Here is a 21001-nt window from a genome sequence, read left to right as displayed (position 1 = left end):
GTGGACGCCGTCGACGAAGGCGCCGTCCACCGCCGCGCGGACCGGTTCGGGGAGGGCGCCGTCCATCCCCGCGCCGTGTCCGGCCGCGCCGGCGGGCGCGTCCGCGATCGAGCCGACGGCGCCGACCGGGACGCCTAGCCGGTGCAGCGAGGCGGTGAGGGTGTCGGTCATCCGGTTCGTCAGGACCGCGCCGAGCACCGCGATCCCGAGGACGCCGCCAAGCTCGCGGAGCGTGTTGATGGTCGCCGAGGCCATCCCGGTCTGGGCCGGGGACACCCGTTGCATGACGGCGATCGACACCGGGGTGAACGTCATCCCCATGCCGAGGCCCATCGTGAACAGCGTCCACAGGTACTCGACGTAGTGGGCGTGTTCACCATGGAAGGACAGTCCGAACAGGCCCACCGCGCACAGCGAGACGCCGAGCACCAGCGGCAGCCGCGGTCCGTATCCGCTGGTCAGACGGCTGGAGAGCGGCGCCGCGAAGACGATCATCGCGGTCATCGGCAGCCCCGCGTAGCCCGCGTCCGAGGGGGCCCAGCCGAGCACGCCCTGCATCAGCAGCGGCAGGAAGAACAGCGCGCCGAACATCCCGAAGCTGACCATGAAGCCGCTGAGCAGCGCGCCGTTCAGCGCGCCGTCGCGGAACAGCCGCAGCTCCAGCATCGGCTCCGCCACGCGCAGTTCGAGCACCAGGAAGGCGGCGAGCAGCACGGCCGCGGCGGCGCCGCAGGCGAGCACGCGGGGGTCGGTCCAGCCGCGCGAGGGCCCCTCGATCAGCCCGTAGACGAGCGCTCCGAGGCCGGCCGCGGACAGGACGAGGCCGCCGAGGTCGATCCGCCGGGGGCGCGGGGCGATGTCGGGGAGCACCCGGGCGGCGAGCACGAGCCCGGCCACGCCGATCGGCACGTTGATCCAGAACACGCTGGCCCAGCCGAGGTGTTCGACCATCGGGCCGCCGAGCACCGGGCCGACCGACAGGCCGAGCGCGGAGACGCCGGACCACGTGCCGATCGCCCTGGCCCGCTCGCGCTCCTCGGTGAAGACCGTGCGCAGGATGGCGAGGCTGCCCGGGGTGAGCAGCGCGGCGCCGACGCCCTGCAGCATCCGGGCGGCGACGAGCAGTTCGATCGTCCCGGCGAGCGCGGCGGCGGCGGAGCCGGCGGTGAACAGCGCGAGGCCGAGCCGGAACACCCGGGTGCGGCCGTAGCGGTCGCCGAGCGCGCCGCCGGTGAGGACGAGCGCGGCGTAGACGAGGCTGTAGCCCTCCGCGACCCACTGGAGGCCGCTGATGCCGGCTTCGAGGTCCTGCCCGATCCGCGGCAGCGCGTTGTTGACGATGACGTTGTCGAGCATGGACATGAACATGGTGACGCAGAGCGTCAAGAGCGCGAGCCGCTTGCGCCGCGCGCCCGGCTCCTTCATCCGATCCATCGGACTCCCCTCCGGATTTCCACCCCTAACAACGTTAGGGATCTCAATGGCACGCCCAGAGTGCCCCTAACACCGTTAGATTGCAAGCGGGATATCGTGAGGACCCCGCGCGGAACGGTCCGACCACAGGAGGCGTCCACACACCCATGCCGGAGAACGAGGGCGCCACACCGGCGCTGACCAGGGAAGCGCTGGCGCAGGCGGCACTGAAGGTCCTGGAGCGGGACGGCCTCGCGGGGCTGTCGATGCGCAAGGTCGCCGCCGAGGTCGGCGTGAAGGCCGCGTCGCTGTACTGGCACGTGCGCAACAAGGAGGAGCTGATCGACCTCCTCAACGACGCGATCATGGCCAAGGCCGAACCGCCGCCCCGCGCGGGCGGCTGGCGCGAGCAGCTCCACGGGTACTGCCTGCGCCACCGTCGACTGCTGCTCGACAACCGCGACGCCGCCAAGGTCGTGGCCGGACGCATGGGCCTGGGCCCGCACATGCTCGCAATCCTGGAGGACCAGCTGGACCGCCTCCGCGCGGCCGGCTTCTCCAACGCGGACGCCGCGATGGTCACCTACCTGCTCGGGACCTTCGTCCAGGGCTTCGTCCTCCAGGAGCAGGCCCCCATCTCCGCCGCCGAGGCCATGGGCACCAGCCGCCGCGACGCCGTGGACGCCGCCGCCGACCTCTTCCGCACCCTGCCCGCCGACGAGTTCCCCACCCTGGTCGAACTCGCCGACGACCTCACCGAACCCGACATGGACGCCCGCTTCGAGTTCTGCGTCCAACGCATCCTCGACGGCCTCGCCACCCTGCTCCCCCCGGAACTGCGCTAGCCCCGCGACCGGATAGGTCCACCGCCTTGCAACGCCCGGCACCGCACTGGGCGCGCGGCCCGTACGATGTCCGAACGTAAAGCCACAACGCCAGCCCCGTCGGCGCGTACGCCCTCGCCGCCGTCGGCCTGCTCACCCTGGCCCACGGCATCCGCCACCTCCGCCGCCCGAAGCGGGCCCGCTCCCGCGCCGGCCGCCTCACCGCGGCCGTCACCGCGGCCCTCGGCACCTGGCTGGCCCTCTGCGTCGGCTACGCCTCGCTCGGCACGGCCTTCGGATGGAGCACCGGCTTCTGATCCCCACGACACGAGGCATGCTCGCCTACGCCCCGGCCGTCCTGATCTTCGCGCTGTGCAGGTTCCTCGCCTCGCTCTGACGCTGCGCTCCGACTCCGCACGTCGAACGGGCCCCGGCCGCCATCGACGGCCGGGACCCGTTCCTCCCGTAGGGCTACGGCCGGCGGCACCAGACCGCGGTCGGCCGGTCCTCGCGCAGCAGGTCGTCCTGGTGGTTGCCACCGTGGTTGACCATGATCACGCGGTACTTGTCCTGGTGGAACACCCAGTACCAGTGCTGGCCGCCGGCCGGGTCGTCCCGGCCGGGGACGGCCAGGAACGCGTCCACCCGCGTGACGCCCTCCAGCGAGCGCCAGGCGCCGAGCTGCCGGTCGTCCCGCTGGAGCCGGTCCGGGTAGGCCCGGCCGGAGCGGCTGATCGAGATCATCCGGTGGCGCTGGCCCACCGGGGTGCTGTGGAACATCCAGTACCAGTGCGAACCGTCGCCGGCCGGCCGCATGTCGGGGACGGGCAGGAAGGCGTCCACGTGCGTGACGGGAGTCGTCCCGCCGAACGAGTTCCACCCGCTCACCGGCCGGTCCTCGGTCACCGCCTGGCTGGTGTACGGCTCGGAGGCGCCGATCGAGATGTAGCGGTAGACCTGGTTGCCGCCCACGGTGTGGAAGACCCAGTAGTCGCACTTCCCGTTGGTGCCCTGCTGGTCGAACACCGGCAGGATGGTGTCGATCTGCGTGACGCCGCTCAGCGCGGGCCACGACGAGTACGGCCCGACCTCCCTGATCACGACCCCGGTGCGGTCGTCGACCGTGCCGGTGGTGAGCCGGCCGGTCTCGGCGCCGCCGACGGCGATCAGACGGATCGTGCCCTGCTGGAACGTCCAGTAGCGGCCGGCCGCGTCGGGCACGGGCAGGACGCTGTCCATCGGCAGGTTCTGCGCCACGACCGGCTGTTTGCCCTCGTCGACGAGCTCGCCGGTGAGGCGGCCCTGGGCGAGCCGGCGCAGCGTGGTGATGGACGGGGTGAAGCAGTAGAGCGCACCTCGGGTCTGGACGAACGGCCGGAAGTCCAGCACGGAGGTCTCCCGGTCGCCCGACGGGGACTGCCCCTCCCAGGCGACCCGGCCGTCGTTCACGGTTTCGAGCTGGCCGCTGACCAGCGGGTCCGGGCCGGGCTTGGTCTTGCGGCCCGGCGGGAAGTCGGGATCGTTGATCCAGTTGGCCTGGATGAACTCGAACTGGGCTACCAGGTCGGACTGGTAGCAGACGAAGAGCAGGCCGCGCTGGGCGTCGGGGCCGAACTCGGGGACGTCGCTGGTCGGGTCGAAGGGCTTCCCGTAGGGGGCGCCGCGGCGCATGATCCGGCGGGCGTCGATGAAGGACTCGTCGACCGGCACGCCGTCGACCAGCCCGGCCCTGGGGTTGGTCTTGCGCAGGTGCGAGAAGAGCGGGGTGATCAGGCCGTCCGGGTCCTCCGGGTCGCCCAGGTACTTGAAGTCGTTGTCCGATCCGGCGGCCGGATTGCTCGGCTGCTGGTCGGGGTACTTGCACACCGGCGCACCGTTGCGCCAACGGCCCACCAGGCGGGCGGCGAACCAGTCCCGCCGGGCGTCCTTCGGCACCGCGTTGAGATCCTTCAGCCGGCGCAGCTGGGTGTCGACCTGCATCCACCAGCCGGCGACGTCCTGCTCCAGGCGGCGCACCACCTGGAAGGAGCCGTTGTGCATCCAGGCGGGGATGGTCTTGACGGCGGCGGTGTCCTGGGCGTGCGTCGCGGCGAGCTTCTTCCCGATGACGAACTCGCCGGCCGGGATGATCCGGGTGCCGGGGTGCTTCTTCGAGTAGAAGACCTTCTCGGAGCCCTGGCCGGTGAACCGGTTGGGGTCCGGCTCGTCGAAGCCCTCGACCTCCGGTTCGCTGACGCCGTCCTTGAAGCCGAAGTGCTCCTTGCCCTTCTTGTCGCCCTCGAGGTGCCGGCCCTCCTGCTCGTAGACGACGACCGCGCCGGCCAGGCCGGCGGCCTGCTTCTGTTCCTTCACCGCACTGTCGAGGCCCTCGGCGGTGTCGGAGGCGATGGTGAGCACCGCGTGGACGACGGGCTTGGTGGCGCAGCCGAACAGCCAGCGCTTGGGGTCGTTGTCGTCGGTGTCGCCGAGGGCGACCGACCGCGCCTGGTCGGCCGGGCCCTGGATGAAGGCCTCCAGCGTGTCGCCGGTCCTGGCCTCCTTCTGCAGGAGGTCCGGCTGACCGGTGACGAACTGCAGGCCCTGGTACGTGAAGCTGAGGCCCAGCCAGGTGGCCTTGAGCGCCGTCGGGTCGCTGCCGCCGGAGGCCTGACGGGCTTCGCTGTAGGTCTCGTTGAACCGGGCGACCTCCTGGGTGGTCGCGATCTTGGGGGTGGTCTTCTCCAGCCAGCCCCGCGCCGCCGAGGCGTCGCTGAACTGGAGGAGCAGCAGGGTCATGTGGTCCTTCTTGAATCCGGCGAGGATGTCGCCCTGGATTTCGGTGTCTTGACGCAGGCTCAAATCGGCCATGGGGTTGATCCGTTCGTTCGCTCCATCAGGGGTGGGGGGTCAGGCGTTCGGGGTCAGCTGGATCCACTTCGCCACGCTGGGCACCCCGGCGTCGTTGAGCAGGAAGATCATGTACCAGCCGGGCGGGGCGTCCGCGGCCGAGGCCGGGCTCTGGAACACGAGCTGGCTGCCCGCGCGGCTCACCAGCTTGAGCTCGAGGCGGCGCTGGCTGGTGTCCACCGAGTGGGTGGAGGTGATGGGCGCGAGCAGGACGGCGCGGGCGGCCTGGGTCGGCGAGTTGGTGTTGATCCGGAACGTGGTGTTGTAGCCCACCGGGTCGGTCGGCGCGGTCCTGATGTCCGGCCGGCCGCCGGGCTGGTGCAGGTACGGCGGCTCGTAGATCTCGATGGTGCCGTTGTTGCCGGACTTGATGTCCGGGTTGTTGGCGATCTGCTGGAGCTCGTCGCCGGTGACCATGATCCGGCCGTCCGGCAGGACCACCGCGTTGGAGTGGTAGCCGCGCGGCAGCCGCTGCTTCGGACCGAGGGCCCAGTTGCCGTCGGCGTCCCGCAGTTCGACCTGGCGGAACCGGTCGTCTGGGACGTTCGGGTTGTAGTCGCCGAGGCCGTAGTCGCGGATGCCGACGGCGCCGTTGACGGTGAACAGATTGCCGTTGGGGAAGATGAGCGTGTCGTCCTGGGCGCGGCCGAGGTTCCTCGGCTTCTCCTTGGTCCACTGGCCGCCGGAGAACTTGAAGGTGTTCGGGTCCTTGTGGTTGCCGCCGAGGACGAGCACCGAGTCCGGACCGTTCTGGCCGTTGGGCAGGGCGACGGCCGAGCCGTACAGGCGGGAGAAGCCGTCGGGGCGGTTGGGCAGCGTGTCGCGGGTCTCGTTCGCCGGGTCGAAGACGAACTGCTGGTCGGAGCTGCGGCCGAAGCCGTAGATCCGGCCGTCCCGCAGCGAGAACAGGTGCGGGTAGTCCATCCGGTAGGGCGCGTCGGCCTTCCACTGGTCCAGCGCGACGCCGTCGGGGACGCTCGACTTGCCGTAGGAGACGTCGATCCCCTTGGCCGGGAAGCGTTCGATGACCGGCGTCGGGGTGCCGAAGCCGAGTTCGGACTGGCCGGACATGATGGTCTGCCGGCCGTCGGCCCCGGTGACCACCGACGGGTACCAGCGGCCGACCGACATGTCCTGTTCCTGGTGCCAGGTCTCGGTCCACGGGTCGAAGACCAAAGCGAGCTTGGCGCCGGTGCCGCCGTTGCCGCCGAGGTTGCCGCCGAAGACGCCGACCATGCCGTTGGGCAGATAGGAGTGGCCGGCACAGAAGAACGGCGCGGGGCGCCGCTCGTCCAGGCCGTCCGGCATGTTGACGTCCGGCGGCGGGACGGACTTGAAGGTGCCCGGGTCGGTGTCGTTCGCGGGCGGCGTCCACAGGTAGGCGCGGCCCGCGTTCTGGCGGCCGATCACGTCGGTGGGCGCGGTCTCCTTCTGGGGGTTCTCCTCGACGGCCTCGAAGGAGAAGATCAGCACCTTGCCGGTGGGCAGCAGGGCGATGTGGTCCCCGTACTCGGGCGAGGGGATGTACTGCTTGAACTGCCCGAACTGCGCCGGGTCGAAGGTCGCGTTGGTCTGCGCCTGGGTGGCGGTCAGCATGTTGAAGCGGTTGGTGCGGGTGGTCTGCGGGTAGCCGGTCTGGACGGCGCGCAGGCCGACCCGGTCCCGCGCCATGCCTTCGGCGGCCGGGCGGCCGAACGCGGCCACCTCGTCGGCCCTGACCTCGGCCTGCACCTGCTCGTCGGTGATGCGCAGCGCGCGGTTCCCGGCGAAGGGGTCGGTCACGGCGGAGGCGACCGGTGCGGGCGAGGTCAGGATCGTGGTGGTCGACAGCGCGACGGTGACGGCACTGGCCGCCAGCACCGCCCGCAGTCTCCGGCGGGACGCCCTGGGGGGCGCGGCCAGCGGGGTGCTGGACGATGTTCTGGATGACGTGCTGGATGAGGCTCTGGGTGGCATGGGGCTCCTCGCGACATGTCGGTCAGGGCTGCTGGGCAGCCGCACGGATGACGGCGATTCGCGGCCAGTACAGCACGCTCGGTAGTCGTTCGTAAGCAGACACCACAGCAATACCATGATCGACTGCCGACACACCATCACTGTGCGTAATGCCTGACGGGTCAACACCACCGTGCTGAAATGGCCGCGATCCCCACCCCCCGCACCTCAGGAGTGACCCGTGCCCAGAAAGACCAGGATCGCCATGACCCTCGTGACGGGAGTCGTCGTCCTCGCTGCCACGAGCGGCAGTGCGTCGGCGACGTCGAGCATCCTCGCGCCGCAGTCGGTGACCGGCCCCACCCTCCAGGGCGGCGCCGACGGCAAGCCGCACGAGCTGCTCTGCCCGCCCGACGAGAGCGTCTACGGCGGCGGGTTCAGCGTGACCCCCGGCGAGAACCGCAGGCTCGACCGCCACCCCACCGACGTCCTGGAGAACCACCCCAACGACGACGCCACCGGCTGGATCGTCGCCGTCCGCAAGGACGACTGCCCGCCGGACGGCCAGCAGGGGCAGCCCCGGCCCGCGAACCTCACCATCCGCATCGTGTGCACCGACGGCGAGAACAACACCAGCCTCGGCGGCTGACGCCCCCGCGTCGCCCGCACCGCAGTCGTTCCGGGACGCAGGTGGCGGCGCGCCGCCACCACCGTCATCACCGCCCCCCACGGACCGGATCGGGCGGCCTCGACACCTCGATCCGGTCCCGTCGATCCGGTCCCGCCCCGCGGCTCAGTCCGTCGAGCGCCCGCCCAGGATCGCGCAGGTGGTGGTGGCGTGGGCGTACAGCTTGCCGTTCTCCGCGCCGATCACCCGGGCCTCGGCCGTGGCCATCGTCCGGCCGAGGTGCACCACTTCGCCCTCGCAGCGCAGCAGTCCCGTGTCGGCGAACACCGGGCGCACCATGTGGACGTTCAACTGGGTGGTCGTGTAGCCGAGTCCGGCGGGCAGGCGGCTCAGGACGGCGCAGCCGAGGGCCGAGTCGAGCAGGGTGGCGAGGAAGCCTCCGTGGACGGTGTTCATCGGGTTGTACAGGTGGTCACCGGGCTCGCCCTCGAACACCGCGAACCCCGGCTTGGCCTCGGTGAGGTGGAAGCCCAGCGTGCTGCAGATCGAGGGCTGGATCCGGCCGGCGACGATCTCCCGGAGGATCTCCTCGCCGGTCAGGTGCGCGTAGGCGGTGAGCGGCGGACCGGCCGTCCACGTGTGGGTGCGGGTCCGCAGCTCCCCGTTGACCTGCGGTTTCGGCTCATTGGTCACAACCTCTTGATTCGTCATGGGATCAACCTGCCTTGTTCCTGGGCTTCCCTCAAGTGCCGCCGGGCACTGGGGAGTCGGCGCCGAAGCGGCCGCCCGGGGATGGCGGTGCACGCCATGCAGGGCCGGCGGACGGCGGTTGCCCGCCACATGGCTCCCGGGCACGGGAGGCGACACGCTGCACGGCGTCCACGTCGACTCCTCCCCCACCCAGGAGCCCCCGTTGTCCGCCATCGCCGCACTCGCCCGTACGTCAGCCGCCGTTCTGCTGACCGCCGGGACGCTCACCGCCGGCACGCTCGTCGCCGGGACGCTCACCGCCGACACGCTCGTCGCCGGGACCGCCGCCGCCTCCCCCACCACGATGGCCGCCGCAACCGCCGGGACCGTCACGCCCGCCGCGACCGCCGATTCCCCGAACGGGACGTTCCAGCAGGTCGCCGGTTTCGGCGCCAACCCCGGCAACCTCGCGATGTACACCTACACCCCCGCCGGGCTGCCCACCGGCGCGCCGCTCGTGGTCGCCCTGCACGGCTGTCTCCAGACCGCCTCCGACTACTACCAGCACTCCGGCTGGGCCAAGTTCGCCGACCTGTACGGCTTCACCGTCGTGTTCCCGCAGACCGGCAGCACCAACAACAGCCTGTCCTGTTTCAGCTGGTTCGACGCGGCCAAGGACGCGCGGGGCGTGGGCGAGGCCGCGTCGGTGGCCCAGATGGTGGCCAAGGCCGAGTCGCTGTACGGCTCGGACGGCCACCGGGTGTTCGTCACCGGGCTCTCGGCCGGCGGCGGCCTGGCGGCCGACCTGCTGGCCGACTACCCGGACGTGTTCGCCGGCGGCGCGATCGACTCCGGCCTCCCCGCGCACTGCGCCACCACCCAGAGCGCCGCCTCCGGCTGCCAGAACGGCGACCAGGGCCTCACCCCCGCCCAGTGGGGCGACAAGGTCCGGTCCGCGGACCCGGGTTACTCGGGTCCGTGGCCGCGGGTGGCGGTCTGGCAGGGCACCTCGGACACCGTCGTCCGGCCGGTGAACGCGACCGAACTGCGCGACCAGTGGACGAACGTCTGGGGCCTCGCCCAGAGCCCGACGTCGAGCCGGAGCCTGCCGGCCGGCACCACCGAGGAGCTGTACGCCGACCCGAGCGGCCGGCCCGCCGTCGCGGTGTACTCCGTCGCCGGGATGGGGCACGGTCTCGCCGTCGACCCGGGCTCCGGCGCCGATCAGTGCGGCGCTAGCGGCAGTTACTTCCTCAGCACCATCTGTTCCTCCTACTACACGGCCCAGTTCTGGGGCCTGACCGGCGGCGGGCCCACCACCCCCGGCCTGCCGGCCCCGGCGGGGCTGACCGCCTCCGCCGGCGGCCCGGACTCGATCGCCCTCTCCTGGCAGCCTGTCAGCGGTGCAGCGAGCTACCAGGTGTTCCGCGACGGCGCGACGGCCGGCACCACGACCGGCACCTCCTTCACCGACACCGGGCTCGCCGCCGGCACCTCGTACACCTACACCGTCGCAGCGGTGGACGCCTCGGGCACCCAGGGCACCAAGTCGGCGGCGGTGACGGCGAGTACGAGCGGCAGCGCGCCGCAGTGCTTCACCGACAACAACTACGACCAGGTGCAGGCGGGCCGGGCCACGCAGAGCGGCGGCCTCACCTACGCGCTCGGCTCGGGCCAGAGCATGGGCCTCTGGAACATCTTCGTCACGCACACCCTGAGGCAGACCGGCCCCGGCTACTACGTCCTCGCGGACGGCCAGTGCTGAACGGCGCATCCGCCGTCTCCTCTCACGATCGCAGTCCCGCGAACAGGTCGGTCTCCGGCAGCTCGGCCGCGGCGGGCACGCTCGACCGGGCGAGGTGGTAGTCCTCCGTCGGCCAGACCTCGCGCTCGATGTCCCGTGGGTGGGCCATGAACGCCGCCCCGGGCTCGACCTGGGTGGCGTGCGCGAGCATCGCGGCGTCCCTGACCGCGAAGTGCTCGGCGCACGCTATCCGCGTGGTGGTCGCGAGCGCGGGCGGGGTGTCCGGCCAGCCGGCGAGCAACTCGCCCATGGCCGAGGGGACGCCCCGCTCCGTCATGGCGTCGTGCAGGGTCTGGAACCAGGCCCTCGAAAGCGCCAGGTGGTAGTAGAGCTTCGCCGCCCGCCACGGCTCCCCCGCCTCCGGGTAGCGGTCCGGATCGGCAGCCGCCTCGAAGGCCTCGACCGAGACCCGGTGCGTCATCACGTGGTCCGGGTGCGGGTACCCGCCGGTCTCGTCGTACGTGATCACGACGTGCGGGCGGTACTCCCGGATCAGAGCGACCAATGGGGCCGCGGCCACCGTCAACTCCTGGGCCGCGAAGCAGTCCTCGGGCAGCGCCTCGCCGGGCCCGGGCATCCCGGAGTCCGTGAAGCCGAGGAACCGCTGGCGTACACCGAGGATCTCGCGGGCGGCGGCCATCTCCTCGCGCCGGATCCGGGGGAGGTCGGCCCGCACCTCGGGCCGGTCCAGCGCCGGATTGAGGACGGAGCCGCGCTCGCCACCGGTGCAGGTGGCCACCAGGACGTCGACGCCCTCGGCCGCGTACCGGACGAGCGTGGCAGCGCCCTTGCTGGACTCGTCGTCGGGGTGCGCGTGGACGGTGAGCAGGCGGAGTCCGCCGGGGTACTTGGTGAACATGGGTCCTCCTTGGATGTCGGTAGATCGTATGAGTGGTCGGCCCTGAGGAACGGTCAGGACTGCTTGCGGGAGCCCGGGTACAGCAGGGCGGGGGCTATCGCGAGGGCGGAGAGGGCCAGCACCCACCAGAAGGTGTCGCCGAAGGCCGCGGCCGGGTGGCCCGGGTGCCCCGCCCGGGACTGCTGGAGAACCAGCGTCAGCACTGCTGTGCCGAGCGCCCCGCCCAGCCGGTTGAGCACGTTGACCGCGCTCGCGGCGGCAGGCACCTGGGCCTTCTCGACGCTGGAGTAGACCGCCGCCATCCCCGGTATGAGGATGATCCCCATGCCCACGCCGCGCAGCGCCAGGGAGGCCGCCAGCAGCCAGTCCGCCGGGCCGCCGCCCGCGCCGAGCCGGGTGAAGGCGAGCGTGCCGGCCAGTGAGCAGGCGATGCCGAGCAGGATCAGCGGGCGCGGTGCGAGCCGGTCCGCTATCCGGCCCGCCAGCAGCGAGGTGACCGCCGTGCCAAGCGCCTGCGGCGCCAGGAGCAGCCCGGCCTCCACCGCGCCGGCGTGCTCCACCTGCTGGTAGTAGAGCGGCACCAGGAACATCGAGCTGTACAGCGCCGCGCCCTGGAGGAAGGAGTTCGCCGTCGCGACCGCGAAGCCGCGCCGCGCGAAGAGCCGCAGGTCGATCAGCGGCGCACGGCGCACGGCCCCGGCCGGTCGCAGCGCGTGCCACCCGTACGCGAGGAGGAGCAGCGCCCCCGCCCCGGCCGCCGCCGGGCCGGCCCAGCCGCCGCCACCGAGCACCGACAGCCCGTAGACCAGCCCCGTCAGGCCGGGCGAGAGCAGCGCCAGGCCGAGGCCGTCCAGCCGGGGGCGGGCCTGTGACCGACCGCCCTCCGACGGCAGCAGGCGGAGCGCCAGCAGCACGGTGAGCAGCCCGACCGGGACGTTCAGCAGGAACATCCAGCGCCAGCTCAGATGATCGAGCAGCACACCCCCGAGGACCGGCCCGAGGACCGGTGCGAGGCTGATCGGGAGCAGCAGCGTGCCCATCACCCGCCCGATCCTGGACGGCCCGGCCGCCTGCACCATGATCGTCTGGCCGAGGGGCTGGATCATCCCGCCGCCGATCCCCTGGAGGATCCGGAAGGCGATCAGGCTGCCCGTCGACCACGACAGCCCGCACAGCGCGGAGCCGAGGACGAACAGCACCACCGAAGCCAGCCACGCCCGCCGGGCGCCGAACCGCCCGGCGGCCCAGCCGGACAGCGGCATGACCAGCGCTATCGCCAGCAGGTACCCGGTTGAGACCCACTGGACCGCCGCCATCGAACTGTGCAGGTCGCGGGCGACGGCGTCGATGCCCACGTTGACGATCGTGGTGTCCAGCAGGGCGAGGACCGGGCCGAGCGCGAGCACCGCGCCCATCTTCATCAGGCCCGGCGGCAGCGACTCCCGCCCGGCACCCGCGCGCCGGGCGTCCGCCCTCGACTCCGCCTTCCCCAGCGCGCTCCCCACCGCTTCCCCCATCGCCGAATCGCTCCTCACCGTGGTGACCTTCGCGGTCATGGCCCCTCCCTGAGGTTCGAAGTCGCGCCCCCGGCCGTGCGGCCGAGGACCTGTCCGACGGCCTCTCCGGCCGCCGAGGAAGAACTTAGGACGAACCCAGTGATTAGGTCAAGCATAATTTCTGTGCTCGACCCAGCGAACTGCGCTACGCTCCCCCCATGACCGACACCACCCCGAACCTGCGCGAGCTCAACAAGCGCCGCACCCGCGAGGCGATCTCGCACGCCGCGACCAGGCTCTTCATCGACCGGGGCTTCGAGCGGACCACCATCGCCGAGGTCGCGACGGCGGCCGGCGTCGCCAAGATGACCGTCACCAACCACTTCCCGCGCAAGGAGGACCTCTTCCTCGACCTGCACGACGAGATCGTCGCCCGGCACGCCCGGGCGGTCGCCGAGCGCGCCCCCGGCGAGTCCGCCCTCGCCGCGCTGCGCCGCGCCTGCCTGGCCGAGATCGACCGGCACGACGCCGCGCTCGGCTTCTCCGGCGAGCCCTTCGCCCGCACCATCACCGAGAGCCCCGCGCTGACCGCCCGGCTGCGCGAACTGCACGAGCAGAGCGAGACGGCGCTCGCCACCGCCCTGGCCGAGGCCGCCCGCGTGGCACCCGGCGACTTCGAGAGCCGGGTCGCCGCCGGGCTGCTGGCCGCCGTCCCCCGGGCCGTCTCCACCGAGGTGTTCCGCCGCACCCTGGCCGGAGAGGACCACGAGACCATCGCGGCAGCCGTCCGCCCGTCCGCCGCCCGCGCCTTCGACCGCCTGGAGGGCGCACTCGGCGACTACGCCGTGAGGGCCGAGGAGTGAGCACGAAGCAGGCAGGGCGCGCACACCTGCCGGCCCACCACCCGACTCGACGACCGGCACGCCCGCGCGACCGGCCCCAACGACCGCACCCCGATCGCCGCTTGACGAAAGGTTGACCTGCTCACGGCAGAAAGTTGACGCCCGCCGCCCCTATCGTCGGCCCATGCCCCCACAGCCCATCAGGCCGACGGCCCTGCCGGTCCTCCCCTACCGCAAGCCCACCCGCGGCCGGGACTACTGGGTCCTGGACAACGTCCTGCCCGACCCGGACGCCGTCCGCGAGCGCGTCCTGGCCCGCGACGACTGGACCGAGGGCTACCCGCACCGCCCGGAGACCTGGCCCGGCCTGCGCACCATGCCCGGCCTGGAGCCCGGCGAGCTCGCCCGCGTCGAGGCTCAGGTCCGCAAGGCCACCGGCGCCTCCCGGCTCTGGGTCCAGAGCACCCCGGGCGGCGGCACGCTCAACCACAACTGCGTCCAGGTCGTCGGCGCCGGCGAGTCGGAGTCCCGGCCGCACACCGACTCCCGTGCGCTCTGCCGCTACGCCGCGGTGCTCTACCTGAGCCCCGGCGCCCCCAAGGACGCCGGCACCAGCTTCTACCGGCAGCAGTTCCCCGGCGGTCGGCTCGGCGGCAACCTCGTCAACGCACCGCACAACAACCTGGTGGAGGCGCTCGGCACCCGCCACGTGCCCGCCGACCACTTCACCGAGGACGTCCGCGTCCCCAACCGCTACAACCAGCTGCTCCTCTACCACGCCAACCTCATCCACAGCGCCACCACCTACTACGGCACCGAACTGGCGGACCGCCGGATGACGGCCGTCTTCTTCTGGATGGCCTGACGAACGACCCGACCAACGGCCTGAGAGATGGCCAGAGGGACGGCCCTACGACTGGCCTGCGGGACGACCCATGGAATCGCCTGCCGAATGGCAGGATGATCGGTCCGACGGCCCGAGACCGACGGCCGACCCGACCGAACGGCACGCACCCGCACCATGGACCAGCCCCGAGTCCTCCTCCTCGACGCCGCCCCCGGCCCGCTCCTCGACCGCGAGCTGGAGCGCCTGACCGGCCACCGCCTGGCCGTCACGCTCAACCTCCGGCGCGTCGAGGACCGCGCGGGCGCCCGGGCCGCCTGGTCGGACCGGATCGAGTTCACCGACCTCGACCCGTTCGACGAGGCGGCCCTCACCGCCGCGTTCCGCCACGGCCCGGGCTTCGACGCGCTCAAGTCCCGCGCGGGCGTGCCCCTGCGCGCGGCCTTCCTCGCCGAAGCGACGGACCCCGAACGTCCGCGCCCGCTACGGGTGATCGGCCGCGCCGGAGCCGGCACCGACCACGTGGACCTCGCCGCCGCCACCCGTCACGGCGTGACCGTCACCCACACCCCGGGCTCCAACGCCAACGCCGTCACCGAGTTCGCCCTCGCCCAACTGCTCACCCTCACCCGGGACCTGGCCACCCACAACGAGAGGTCCCACCGCGGCACCTGGGGCGCACCCACCACCCCACCCCGCGAGCTCTCCGAACTCACCCTCGGCATCGCCGGCCTGGGCCTCATCGGCACGGCGCTCGCCGCGCGGGCGTCCGCCCTCGGCATGACCGTCCAGGCCCACTCCCGCCGTCCGGCCGCACCACCCGTACGGCACGTCCCGTCCCTCGACGCCCTCCTCGCCACGAGCGACGTCGTGTCCCTGCACCTCCCGCTCACCCCGCAGACGCGCGGACTGATTGGCCGACGCGAACTCGCCCTGCTGCGCCCCGGATCGGTCCTCCTCAACACCGCCCGCGGCGGCATCGTCGACGAACGGGCGCTCGCCGACGCCCTGCGCGACCCCGCCCACCCCCTCGCGGCCGCCGCCGTCGACACCTTCGCCCACGAGCACGCCGCCTTCGCCTCACCCCTGTTCGGCCTGCCCAACGCCCTCCTCACCCCGCACATCGCGGGCATGACCCGAACGGCCATGGCCGAGGCCGCCGTTCGCTGCGCCGACCACCTCGCCGCGCTGCTCGCGGGCCGCCCCGAGGGCATCCCCGTCGTCACGCCCGCCCGGTAGCGACGCCCCCACCCCGCCACCGCCCGCCGCCCCCTGTCACGCCCCTGTCACAGAGCGCGCGAACCGCTTGACCCGGCCGGTCCCCGCCCGCCGACAGTGGGTCATGGACGAACGCTGCATCATCCTCGACATCGGCGGCGTGCTGGAGTACACGCCGCGGACCGGCTGGCTGCCCTACTGGGAACGGGAGTTGGGCCTGACCCCCGGCACCGTCGACCAGCGCCTGGAGGACGTCTGGCACGCCGGCTCGATCGGCGCCATCGACGAGGCCGAGGTGCGCCGCCAGGTGGCCGCCCGGCTGCGCCTCGACCCGCCCCGGGTCGAGGCGTTCATGGCCGACTTCTGGACGGAGCACCTCGGGACGCCGAACGACGAGCTGATCGCGCACGTGCGCGGCCTGCGGGGCCGGGCCCGGCTCGGGATCCTGAGCAACAGCTTCGCCGGCGCCCGCGAACGCGAGGTCGGCCGCTACGGCTTCGGCGAGCTCGTCGAGACCCCCGAGCACATCGTGTACTCGCACGAGACCGGCATCGAGAAGCCCGATCCGCAGGCATTCGAGCGGGCCTGCACGGTCCTCGGCGTCCACCCCGCCGACTGCCTCTTCGTCGACGATCACGCGCCGAACGTCGAAACCGCCCTGGCCCTGGGCATGCAGGCGCACCTGTTCGACGACAACGCCCGGACGATCGCCCGCATCGCCGAATTCCTCACCACCGGAAGCGAGTTCCGAAACTGACGGCTCATTTCCCATTGGCGGAGTGAGTACTCACTCCGCATCATGGAGTCATGACCGAGACTCCTGGCACCCAGCCCGCCCGACGCCGGGCACCCGCGATGGATCCCGAGCAGCGGCGCGCCATGATCGTCGCCGCCGCGCTCCCCCTCGTCGTCGAGTACGGCGCGTCCGTGACGACGGCCAAGATCGCCCGGGCCGCCGGCATCGGCGAGGGCACGATCTTCCGCGTCTTCGACGACAAGGACGCCCTCCTCGCCGCCTGCATGGCCGAAGTCCTCCGCCCCGACGACACGATCGCCCACCTCGCCGCGATCCCCCTGGACCAGCCCCTCGCCGACCGCCTCACCGAGGCCGCCGACGTCGTGCGCGGACACCTGACCCGCATCGGCGCCGTCGCCGGAGCCCTCATGGCGGGCGGCCGGACCGAGCACCCGAAGCCCGGCCCGGACGGCAAGCTGCCCGACCGCGAAGCCGGCCTCGCCCGTCCGCGCGCCGCCCTTGCCGCCCTCTTCGAACCCGACCGCGACGACCTGCGCCTCAGCCCGGAACGCCTCGCCGACGCCTTCCAACTGGTGATCATGGCCTCCGGCCGCCCCGGCGCCCCCGACCCGCTCACCACCGCCGAACTCGTCGACCTCTTCCTCCACGGCGCCCTGCGGAGCAGCACCCCGCAGTGACCGGACGTCCAATGGCAGCCCCCGGAACAACGCCCGGGGGCCTGTGGGGACCGCCGACTGTTGGATACTCATCAGCCCGAGGGGTGGCCCACCGAGAGAGGACCTCCATGTCGTTTTCAGCAGACCTCGAACTGTGCTTCGGCCCGGCTCGCGGCTATTCGGGCATGGATGCCTGGGCAGACATCGAGGCCGTCGTTGGAGAACTCCCCACGGACTACAAGGAGTTCGTGGCGGCGTACGGTCCGGGTGTGATCGGGGACTTCCTGACTGTGATGCACCCGCAGGCTCAGGAATGCACCATGCTCGACCTGATGGCTGCCATGGGCCCGCTCTATCAGAGTCTCGTGCCGCACAGGATTCCCTACGACGTCCATCCCCAGGAGCGCGGGATGGTGCTGTGGGCCAACACCTCAGAGGGTGACGCCTGCTTTCTGATCCCTCACGCCGACGGCACGTGGAACATCGGTGTGTGGTTCAGGCAGTGGGCGCAGTGGGAGGAGTACGACGGCAGTGTTCCCGGCTGGTTGGTCCGCCAGGTCACCGGTGAGCTGATCATCCCGGGTCTTCCTCTCCAGAGATACGGCGGCTTCGCCCCAGAGGGCTGACGGCACCTTCTACTTGGACTCCCCCTCTCAGCAGTAGGTACCGCCGGTCACGGCCTCCCCCGCCTCAATCCGCCCCCAGCCCGGCGGCGCCCACGTGTGCCAGGCTCGCTCTGGTCAGGGCAGCCGCGAGGCGGGCCGGGTCCGCCAGTGCGGCCAGGGCGGACGGGTTGTCCGGCAGGCCGAGGAGCCGGGCCTCCGCGCGGGTCCGCTCGTCGAAGAACGGACGCAGGGACAGCCAGACCGCCTGGGCCTCGCGGCGGAAGATGGCGGAGCCGACCGGGCCGATGCGCGGGAACTCCGTCAGCAGCTCGCCGATGCGTCCGCTCTCGCCGCCCGCTTCGTCGCGCAGGCGCCGCAAGTCGCCGTGCCAGCGGTCGAGGAGCAGCGAGGCGCCCTTCGTCAACGCCGTCGCGGTGCTCTCGTCGTACCGCACGTAGTGCGCGCGGGCGAAGGCCGCGATGAGGACGGACCGGTCGGCCTCGGCCATCCTCCGCGGTGTGTCGATCCCCGCGGCGTGTAGCTCGCGGGCCGCCGCCGTCGCGATGTCCGCGCTGATGCGCACGGAGCAGAGCACGGTCAGCACGAGGAGCCGATACAGCGGCGCGGGTGTGTCGCGCAGCGTGATGCCCGCTTCCTCCGCGTACGTGGTGCCGTAGCGGGTGAGGAGCGCCGCGACGGTCTCCGGTTCGTTCATCGCCCACCTCCCACTCCGGCACCTGCCCGGGTTGGCGCCCGGCACACCCGGGGAGGCTGATCGGCATGGACCAGCCCGCGCACCCGGTCGCCGAGGCGACCACCGAGACCGTCCGCCCCGACTGGGCGGGGATCGACCAGCTCCCGACGCTCGACCTGCTGCACCTCATGAACGCCGAGGACCGGACCGTCCCCATGGCCGTCGCCGGGCAGCTGGAGCGCATCGCCGCCGTCGTCGACGGGGCGGCCGAACGGATGCGGCGAGGCGGGCGTCTCGTCTACGCGGGTGCCGGAACGGCCGGGCGGCTGGGGGTGCTGGACGCCGCCGAGTGCCCGCCGACCTTCGGCACCGACCCCGGCCTGGTCGTCGGGCTGATCGCCGGCGGGCCGGCGGCCGTCACGTCGGCGGCCGAGGGCGCCGAGGACCGCGCCGACCTGGCCGAGGCCGACCTGGCCGCACTCGCGCTCACCCCGGCCGACACCGTGATCGGCGTCTCCGCCTCCGGCCGGACGCCCTACGCCGTGGCCGCCGTCCGGTACGCCCGCGCCGCCGGTGCGCTCACCGTCGGGCTGGCGGGCAACCGCGGCTCGGCGCTCGCCGGGGCCGCCGAGCTGCCGATCGAGGTGGTCACCGGCCCGGAGGTGCTCGCCGGCTCGACGAGGCTCAAGGCGGGCACGGCGCAGAAGCTCGTACTCAACCTCGTCTCGACCGCCGTCATGGTCCGTCTCGGCCGTACGTACGGAAATCTGATGGTCGATGTGCGCGCCACCAACACCAAACTGCGCGAGCGCGCCCGCCGGATCGTCACCGAGGCCACCGGCGCGGCCGACGAGGACGTGCGCCGCGCCCTGACGGCGACCGACGGGCGGGCCAAGGACGCGATCCTCGTCCTGCTCGCGGACGTCGACGCACCGGCCGCCGCCCGCCTGCTCACGGACTGCGACGGCCGGCTGCGCGAAGCCCTCAGGCGAGCGTGAGCCCTCCCCTCAAGCAGCCGCAGGCCGCCAAGCCGACGCAGCCCCTCAGCCGAACTGCAGCTCCGCCCGCCCCACGACCGACCCGAGCCGCGGGAAGGAGTGCGCCACGGGCGTGCGGTGCTCCTCCTCGGTGAGCGCCGCCATCGCGTCCTCGACGAACACAAGCTCGTACCCGAGGTCGAGGGCCGCGCGGGCCGTCGACTCGACGCCCAGGTTCGTCGCTATGCCGGTGAGCACGAGGGTCGTCACACCCCGCGCCCGGAGCAGTTCGTCCAGCCCGGTCGCTTGGAAGGCGCCGATCGTGCGCTTGACGACTACCTCGTCGGCCACCGCCGCGACCTCCGCGACGAGGTCGCTGCCGGGCGGCTGCTCGGCGACGTTCGGGCGCTCGACGCGGACGGCGACGACGGGCGCACCGGCCTTGCGGAAGGAGTCGGCCAGCTCCAGCGAGGCCGCGACGACCTCGGTGCCGGGGCGCGGGGCGAGCGGGTTGGCGACGATCCGGTCCATCAGGTCGACGAGGACGAGCGCGGTGCTGCGGGCATCGAGGGTTCGCATGGCGCTCACGCTACCGCCCCGGCCGTGAGCCCGACCTGCCGCGCCCTCAACCGCGCAATCGCCCAAGCGCCCGCACCCTCGCAATCGCAATCGCCGTCGCCCTCACCCGAGTTCCGAAGCCTCCCTCGCGATCTCCGCACGGAACCCCTCGATCATGACCCGCAGCCCGTACTCGAAGTCGGCGTCGTGGTCGGCCATCCGCAGGACGTCGGCGGCCTCGCGCAGCAGCGGCAGGTCGCGCAGGGCGTCGTCGGCGTAGAGCGGCGTGTCGCGGCCCTCGGCGTCCTGCCGCCAGGCCTGTTCCTCGGTGACCCAGCCCATGATGTACCGGTCGACGGCGAGCAGCAGCCGCAGCGCCGTGCGCGGCCGCAGCCCGGCCCGGCAGAGGGCGCTCACCTGGGCCTCGACGGCAGGGAGTTCGTCCTCGGTGGGCAGCGTGCCGGCGTGCACGCGGGCGCCGTCGCGGTAGGCGAGCAGCGCACGGCGCTTGGCGCGGGCGTCGGCGGCGATCCAGTCCGGCCAGTGCTCCGGGTCGGGGGTGCGGTCGGGCGGCAGGGCCTCGGCGAGCATGGCCTCGGACATGAGGTCGAGCAGTTCCCGCTTGTTCTTGAAGTGCCAGTACAACGCCGGTGACTGGACGCCGAGTTCGCGCGCCAGCCGGCGGGTGGTGAGCCCGTCGATGCCGACCTCGTCGAGCAGCCGCAGTGCGGTGCGCACCACCTCGTCGCGTTGCAGCGCCATGCCGACCGCCCTCCGAGCCCGTTCCCCGTTATTCGCGTTATTCGCTTGCCCACCAACTTTATCGCCGATAAGGTCGGCGCCGGAATTTATCAGTGATAAGGACTGCTTCGAGGACGACACCCATGCCCACCTCGCCCTGGCTCGACACCGCCCCCTGGCGCTCCTCCCGAGACTTCCGCCTGACCTGGACCTCCGGCACGGTCACCCTGCTCGGCTCGGTCTTCACCATGACGGCGATCCCGCTGCAGATCGCCGACCTCACCGGCTCGCCGCTCGCCGTCGGCGCGGTCGGCGCGGTCGAACTCGTCCCGACCGTCGTGTTCGGCCTGTACGGCGGCGTGCTCGCCGACCGCGCCGACCGCCGCACCGTCGCCCTCGTCACCGAGCTCGCGCTCGCCGCCCTCAGCTCGCTCCTCCTCGCCAACGCGCTGCTCGGCACGCCCTCACTGTGGCCGCTGTACGTGGCCGCCGGGCTGGCGGCGGCGCTCCAGGGGCTCCAGCAGCCGTCGTTGGAGGCGATGATCCCTCGCCTCGTCCCGCACGATCAGCTGGT

The 21001-nt window shown here is 72.4% G+C and carries 20 protein-coding genes; 11 read left to right on the top strand and 9 right to left on the bottom strand.

The window, feature by feature from the left end; all coding sequences use genetic code 11:
* Positions 1-1434 (bottom strand): MFS transporter (locus tag AB0O00_RS11225; RefSeq protein ID WP_363650458.1); only part of this gene is annotated, 1434 nt, incomplete at its 3' end.
* Between the two features lie 146 nt (positions 1435-1580).
* On the opposite strand from AB0O00_RS11225, the gene AB0O00_RS11220 reads away from it, so the two are divergent.
* Positions 1581-2258, top strand: coding sequence for a TetR/AcrR family transcriptional regulator (locus AB0O00_RS11220; RefSeq protein ID WP_363650456.1), 678 nt, complete (start codon positions 1581-1583; stop codon positions 2256-2258).
* Positions 2259-2708: 450 nt separating this feature from the next.
* Here AB0O00_RS11220 and AB0O00_RS11215 read toward each other — a convergent pair whose 3' ends face one another.
* Together AB0O00_RS11215 and AB0O00_RS11210 are read right to left on the bottom strand one after the other, a co-directional pair.
* Positions 2709-5084, bottom strand: a complete 2376-nt coding sequence (locus tag AB0O00_RS11215; RefSeq protein WP_363650454.1) for a Dyp-type peroxidase — start codon at positions 5082-5084, stop codon at positions 2709-2711.
* A gap of 39 nt (positions 5085-5123) precedes the next feature.
* Positions 5124-6983, bottom strand: coding sequence for a galactose oxidase early set domain-containing protein (locus tag AB0O00_RS11210; RefSeq protein WP_363650453.1), 1860 nt, complete (start codon positions 6981-6983; stop codon positions 5124-5126).
* A 316-nt stretch (positions 6984-7299) separates the two neighbouring features.
* On the opposite strand from AB0O00_RS11210, the gene AB0O00_RS11205 reads away from it, so the two are divergent.
* Complete coding sequence (locus AB0O00_RS11205) at positions 7300-7707, top strand: hypothetical protein (RefSeq protein ID WP_363650451.1); 408 nt, start codon at positions 7300-7302, stop codon at positions 7705-7707.
* A gap of 144 nt (positions 7708-7851) precedes the next feature.
* Here AB0O00_RS11205 and AB0O00_RS11200 read toward each other — a convergent pair whose 3' ends face one another.
* Positions 7852-8397: a PaaI family thioesterase gene (locus tag AB0O00_RS11200; RefSeq protein ID WP_363650449.1), complete on the bottom strand. Its 546-nt coding sequence runs from the start codon at positions 8395-8397 to the stop codon at positions 7852-7854.
* A gap of 343 nt (positions 8398-8740) precedes the next feature.
* Between AB0O00_RS11200 and AB0O00_RS11195 the strand changes: the two genes are divergently transcribed.
* Complete coding sequence (locus AB0O00_RS11195) at positions 8741-10141, top strand: PHB depolymerase family esterase (RefSeq protein WP_363650460.1); 1401 nt, start codon at positions 8741-8743, stop codon at positions 10139-10141.
* Positions 10142-10163: 22 nt separating this feature from the next.
* Here the strand turns inward: AB0O00_RS11195 and mca are convergent, their stop codons facing one another.
* Positions 10164-11039, bottom strand: coding sequence for a mycothiol conjugate amidase Mca (gene mca / locus AB0O00_RS11190; protein WP_363650447.1), 876 nt, complete (start codon positions 11037-11039; stop codon positions 10164-10166).
* A gap of 53 nt (positions 11040-11092) precedes the next feature.
* A complete protein-coding gene (locus AB0O00_RS11185; protein WP_363650445.1) occupies positions 11093-12595 on the bottom strand; it encodes an MDR family MFS transporter in 1503 nt (500 codons plus the stop codon).
* 158 nt (positions 12596-12753) lie between these two features.
* On the opposite strand from AB0O00_RS11185, the gene AB0O00_RS11180 reads away from it, so the two are divergent.
* The 6 genes from AB0O00_RS11180 (at position 12754) to AB0O00_RS11155 (ending at position 17478) form a co-directional block, all read left to right on the top strand.
* Positions 12754-13398, top strand: coding sequence for a helix-turn-helix domain-containing protein (locus AB0O00_RS11180; RefSeq protein WP_363650443.1), 645 nt, complete (start codon positions 12754-12756; stop codon positions 13396-13398).
* 163 nt (positions 13399-13561) lie between these two features.
* A complete protein-coding gene (locus AB0O00_RS11175) occupies positions 13562-14242 on the top strand; it encodes a DUF6445 family protein (protein WP_363650441.1) in 681 nt (226 codons plus the stop codon).
* A gap of 156 nt (positions 14243-14398) precedes the next feature.
* Positions 14399-15460 carry an NAD(P)-dependent oxidoreductase gene (locus tag AB0O00_RS11170; RefSeq protein ID WP_363650439.1) on the top strand — a complete coding sequence of 354 codons (1062 nt, stop codon included), beginning with the start codon at positions 14399-14401 and terminating at the stop codon, positions 15458-15460.
* Between the two features lie 103 nt (positions 15461-15563).
* Positions 15564-16196, top strand: a complete 633-nt coding sequence (locus AB0O00_RS11165; RefSeq protein WP_363650436.1) for an HAD-IA family hydrolase — start codon at positions 15564-15566, stop codon at positions 16194-16196.
* A 50-nt stretch (positions 16197-16246) separates the two neighbouring features.
* Positions 16247-16873 carry a TetR/AcrR family transcriptional regulator gene (locus tag AB0O00_RS11160; RefSeq protein WP_363650434.1) on the top strand — a complete coding sequence of 209 codons (627 nt, stop codon included), beginning with the start codon at positions 16247-16249 and terminating at the stop codon, positions 16871-16873.
* Positions 16874-16980: 107 nt separating this feature from the next.
* On the top strand, positions 16981-17478 hold the full coding sequence (locus tag AB0O00_RS11155) for a hypothetical protein (protein ID WP_363650432.1): 498 nt from the start codon (positions 16981-16983) through the stop codon (positions 17476-17478).
* 64 nt (positions 17479-17542) lie between these two features.
* Here AB0O00_RS11155 and AB0O00_RS11150 read toward each other — a convergent pair whose 3' ends face one another.
* Complete coding sequence (locus AB0O00_RS11150; RefSeq protein WP_363650430.1) at positions 17543-18172, bottom strand: endonuclease; 630 nt, start codon at positions 18170-18172, stop codon at positions 17543-17545.
* A 65-nt stretch (positions 18173-18237) separates the two neighbouring features.
* Here AB0O00_RS11150 and murQ point away from each other — a divergent pair, with 65 nt between their 5' ends.
* Positions 18238-19149, top strand: a complete 912-nt coding sequence (gene murQ / locus AB0O00_RS11145; protein ID WP_363650428.1) for an N-acetylmuramic acid 6-phosphate etherase — start codon at positions 18238-18240, stop codon at positions 19147-19149.
* A gap of 45 nt (positions 19150-19194) precedes the next feature.
* On the opposite strand, the gene AB0O00_RS11140 is transcribed toward murQ, so the two are convergent.
* Together AB0O00_RS11140 and AB0O00_RS11135 are read right to left on the bottom strand one after the other, a co-directional pair.
* A complete protein-coding gene (locus tag AB0O00_RS11140; protein ID WP_363650426.1) occupies positions 19195-19707 on the bottom strand; it encodes an isochorismatase family protein in 513 nt (170 codons plus the stop codon).
* 102 nt (positions 19708-19809) lie between these two features.
* A complete protein-coding gene (locus AB0O00_RS11135; protein WP_363650424.1) occupies positions 19810-20448 on the bottom strand; it encodes a TetR/AcrR family transcriptional regulator C-terminal domain-containing protein in 639 nt (212 codons plus the stop codon).
* Between the two features lie 122 nt (positions 20449-20570).
* On the opposite strand from AB0O00_RS11135, the gene AB0O00_RS11130 reads away from it, so the two are divergent.
* Positions 20571-21001 (top strand): MFS transporter (locus AB0O00_RS11130; RefSeq protein ID WP_363650422.1); only part of this gene is annotated, 431 nt, incomplete at its 3' end.

This window comes from Kitasatospora sp. NPDC093558, from assembly GCF_040683475.1.
Classification (GTDB): Bacteria; Actinomycetota; Actinomycetes; order Streptomycetales; family Streptomycetaceae; genus Kitasatospora.
The sequence above is the reverse complement of the archived record's forward strand: the minus strand, read 5'-3'. Positions and strand labels throughout refer to the sequence as shown.

Excerpts from the sequence above, each read along its gene's own strand:
- AB0O00_RS11220 (WP_363650456.1), top strand. The coding sequence starts at position 1,581 with ATGCCGGAGAACGAGGGCGCCACACCGGCGCTGACCAGGGAAGCGCTG.
- AB0O00_RS11215 (WP_363650454.1), bottom strand. The coding sequence starts at position 5,084 with ATGGCCGATTTGAGCCTGCGTCAAGACACCGAAATCCAGGGCGACATC.
- AB0O00_RS11200 (WP_363650449.1), bottom strand. The coding sequence starts at position 8,397 with ATGACGAATCAAGAGGTTGTGACCAATGAGCCGAAACCGCAGGTCAAC.
- AB0O00_RS11195 (WP_363650460.1), top strand. The coding sequence starts at position 8,741 with ATGGCCGCCGCAACCGCCGGGACCGTCACGCCCGCCGCGACCGCCGAT.
- mca (WP_363650447.1), bottom strand. The coding sequence starts at position 11,039 with ATGTTCACCAAGTACCCCGGCGGACTCCGCCTGCTCACCGTCCACGCG.
- AB0O00_RS11185 (WP_363650445.1), bottom strand. The coding sequence starts at position 12,595 with ATGACCGCGAAGGTCACCACGGTGAGGAGCGATTCGGCGATGGGGGAA.
- AB0O00_RS11180 (WP_363650443.1), top strand. The coding sequence starts at position 12,754 with ATGACCGACACCACCCCGAACCTGCGCGAGCTCAACAAGCGCCGCACC.
- AB0O00_RS11175 (WP_363650441.1), top strand. The coding sequence starts at position 13,562 with ATGCCCCCACAGCCCATCAGGCCGACGGCCCTGCCGGTCCTCCCCTAC.
- AB0O00_RS11170 (WP_363650439.1), top strand. The coding sequence starts at position 14,399 with ATGGACCAGCCCCGAGTCCTCCTCCTCGACGCCGCCCCCGGCCCGCTC.
- AB0O00_RS11165 (WP_363650436.1), top strand. The coding sequence starts at position 15,564 with ATGGACGAACGCTGCATCATCCTCGACATCGGCGGCGTGCTGGAGTAC.
- AB0O00_RS11160 (WP_363650434.1), top strand. The coding sequence starts at position 16,247 with ATGACCGAGACTCCTGGCACCCAGCCCGCCCGACGCCGGGCACCCGCG.
- AB0O00_RS11155 (WP_363650432.1), top strand. The coding sequence starts at position 16,981 with ATGTCGTTTTCAGCAGACCTCGAACTGTGCTTCGGCCCGGCTCGCGGC.
- AB0O00_RS11150 (WP_363650430.1), bottom strand. The coding sequence starts at position 18,172 with ATGAACGAACCGGAGACCGTCGCGGCGCTCCTCACCCGCTACGGCACC.
- murQ (WP_363650428.1), top strand. The coding sequence starts at position 18,238 with ATGGACCAGCCCGCGCACCCGGTCGCCGAGGCGACCACCGAGACCGTC.
- AB0O00_RS11140 (WP_363650426.1), bottom strand. The coding sequence starts at position 19,707 with ATGCGAACCCTCGATGCCCGCAGCACCGCGCTCGTCCTCGTCGACCTG.
- AB0O00_RS11135 (WP_363650424.1), bottom strand. The coding sequence starts at position 20,448 with ATGGCGCTGCAACGCGACGAGGTGGTGCGCACCGCACTGCGGCTGCTC.